Origin of the sequence: Micromonospora sonneratiae (genome assembly GCF_042679305.1) — a bacterium.
Classification (GTDB): Bacteria; Actinomycetota; Actinomycetes; order Mycobacteriales; family Micromonosporaceae; genus Micromonospora_H; species Micromonospora_H sonneratiae.
The window spans coordinates 1-2,082 of record NZ_JBHTMP010000148.1 but is presented as its reverse complement, the minus strand read 5'-3'; the positions used below and the strand labels follow the sequence as shown (position 1 = coordinate 2,082).

Sequence of the window (2,082 nt, the reverse complement as noted above, 5' to 3'; positions counted from 1 at the left end):
AATACAAGGGGGAAAGAACGCCTCCCACAGGGGGAAAGGAGAGACGCGGAAGCAACCCGCACACATCAGCGCGCGCCGCTCACCAGAAAAAGGGGGGGGGAAGAAAAGGAACGCCACACGCAACCCCGGACCAGGGGTGCGGGCGTAGACAAGATGTAACGACCAGCCAGCCGCCAACATTCCAGCCACCCGAAAACCACCGGGCCAGGCCGAAGAGGCCACGCTACTCAGCCGTACGCGATATACAACGCCCCCACCCCCGCCAACATTCCGCGCCAACCCACCGATCGGCTCTGGATCATGATCCGAAATCCGACATTTCGCCCAGTCGGCCGCAACCACCCCGAGCCCGCAGTCCTGGCGCCGCGGTTGTCACACCTGTCGGCGACACTGCCTGCCATGTCGTCCTCGCCTGCCACGCTCATCACGGATCTCGCCCGGACCATCGACGAGGGCGGAAAGGTCAAGTTTCTCTTCTTCTGGGGCCATCAACCGGAACGGGACGGTCGTGTCGGAGCGGGCTGTCTGAGTCAGTGGTGGCCAGCGTCGTTCACCGCCGACGACAGGGAGTTCGCAACCGCTGAGCACTACATGATGTGGCGCAAGGCCCGGCTCTTCGACGATGACGAAACCGCCGAACGGATCCTCACTGTTCCGCATCCACAGCAGGCCAAGACACTCGGACGACAGGTACGCGGTTTTGACGAGCAGTCCTGGCGGGAACAGCGGTACGACATCGTGGTCGACGGCAGTGTGGCGAAGTTCGGCCAGCACGCCGACCTGCGCCGCTATCTGTTGGGTACCGGTGAACGGGTTCTGGTCGAGGCGAGCCCGCGTGACCGAATCTGGGGCATCGGCATGGGAGCCAGCAACGAACTGGCCACCCGGCCCGCCCAGTGGCGAGGGCTCAACCTGCTCGGGTTCGCCCTGATGCGGGCACGGACGCTCCTACGCGAGGCGGAGCAGCGAGCAGATGAGCCGCGACCGGCGGCGGATCACCGCTAACGACAGAGCGCAGCCACCCCGGCCGCACCGACCAGGTGTAGATAGTCCTCCGGCTCATCGAGGCAGGCGGTTACATCGGCCTCGCCGATGAGGCTACGCAGGCGCTCAACCAGGTCGTCCGGGGCGAGTTGGAGTTCGTGGCACATACGGATGTGGACCGCACGAACCGCGTCACCGGTCTCGTCTGCTTCCTCGGTATAGCTTGCGTCGGCGTCGTACAGGTTGCTGACCAGTTCGTCCCAGACGACTGCTGCGTGCTCGACCAGCGACAGCGCCGTCTCGTTCACCGGGCGCTGGACGAGCACCTCCAACTCGTCGACGATCCACCGCCCGGCCTGGAGGACATCGTGAACCTGCCAGTCACCAACGGTGGCCTCGCTGGCCAGGTTGTCGATGGTCCGGCGAACTTCGGCCGCCTCCACCTCGTCCAGCGGTCCGAGCTTCCCGGCGTACGCCAGCAGCCGGGTCTCCAGGCGGCGATCCGTCACCGCATGTTCGGCGACCATCGTGGACAGTCGGCGGACGGACAGGGTGGCGGCGATGTCCGCGAGGCGTTGGACCTTCGGGTCGACGGTCTCCTGTGAGGGTGGGGTGGCCGCCGACGACCAGAGAAAGTCGTCCTGCAACGCGGCTACGATCACCGCCACCGCGTGGGCGCACAGCTCGTCCTGATCGCCATCGGGGCAACAGTCACACTCTGCGGTGAACGCCTTCGCCACCACGCCAACCCACACCTCGTCGCGGGAGCCCGCGCCGTTGTCGATGGAGGCAGCAGCGCCGCCGCCGACGGCGACGATCTCGCTGAGCCGGCCGGAAGCCACCAACTTCTCGGCTTCCTCGAAGGTCGTAGCGGCAACAGCGTCCCGCACCGCGTCCAGGTCCAGTCGTACAGCCACCCACGCATCTAACAGTGCCGCAGGGGCTGCCCCGCGATCGGGTCGACTCCAACGCAAAGAGCCGGTGGCCGGGAACCCTGTGACAGGGTCCCGGCCACCGGCCGTTCACGTCACTTCGTATGTCAGCTGTTGGCCGGTCGGGCCGGGTCAGCTGTTGTTCCAGTGCTCGGCCACCAGATCA

General features: G+C 66.1%; 2 protein-coding genes. One reads left to right on the top strand and one right to left on the bottom strand.

The genetic code is table 11. The features are described 5' to 3' along the window. Window positions 1-390 precede the first annotated feature (390 nt). Window positions 391-1,005: an NADAR family protein gene (locus ACFQ4H_RS34705; protein ID WP_377579503.1), complete on the top strand. Its 615-nt coding sequence runs from the start codon at window positions 391-393 to the stop codon at window positions 1,003-1,005. On the opposite strand, the gene ACFQ4H_RS34700 is transcribed toward ACFQ4H_RS34705, so the two are convergent. Beyond that, window positions 1,002-1,901 (bottom strand): hypothetical protein, encoded by a 900-nt coding sequence (locus tag ACFQ4H_RS34700; protein ID WP_377579501.1) that lies wholly within the window; start codon window positions 1,899-1,901, stop codon window positions 1,002-1,004. The two genes, ACFQ4H_RS34705 and ACFQ4H_RS34700, sit on opposite strands and share 4 nt — an antisense overlap. Window positions 1,902-2,082: the final 181 nt, after the last annotated feature.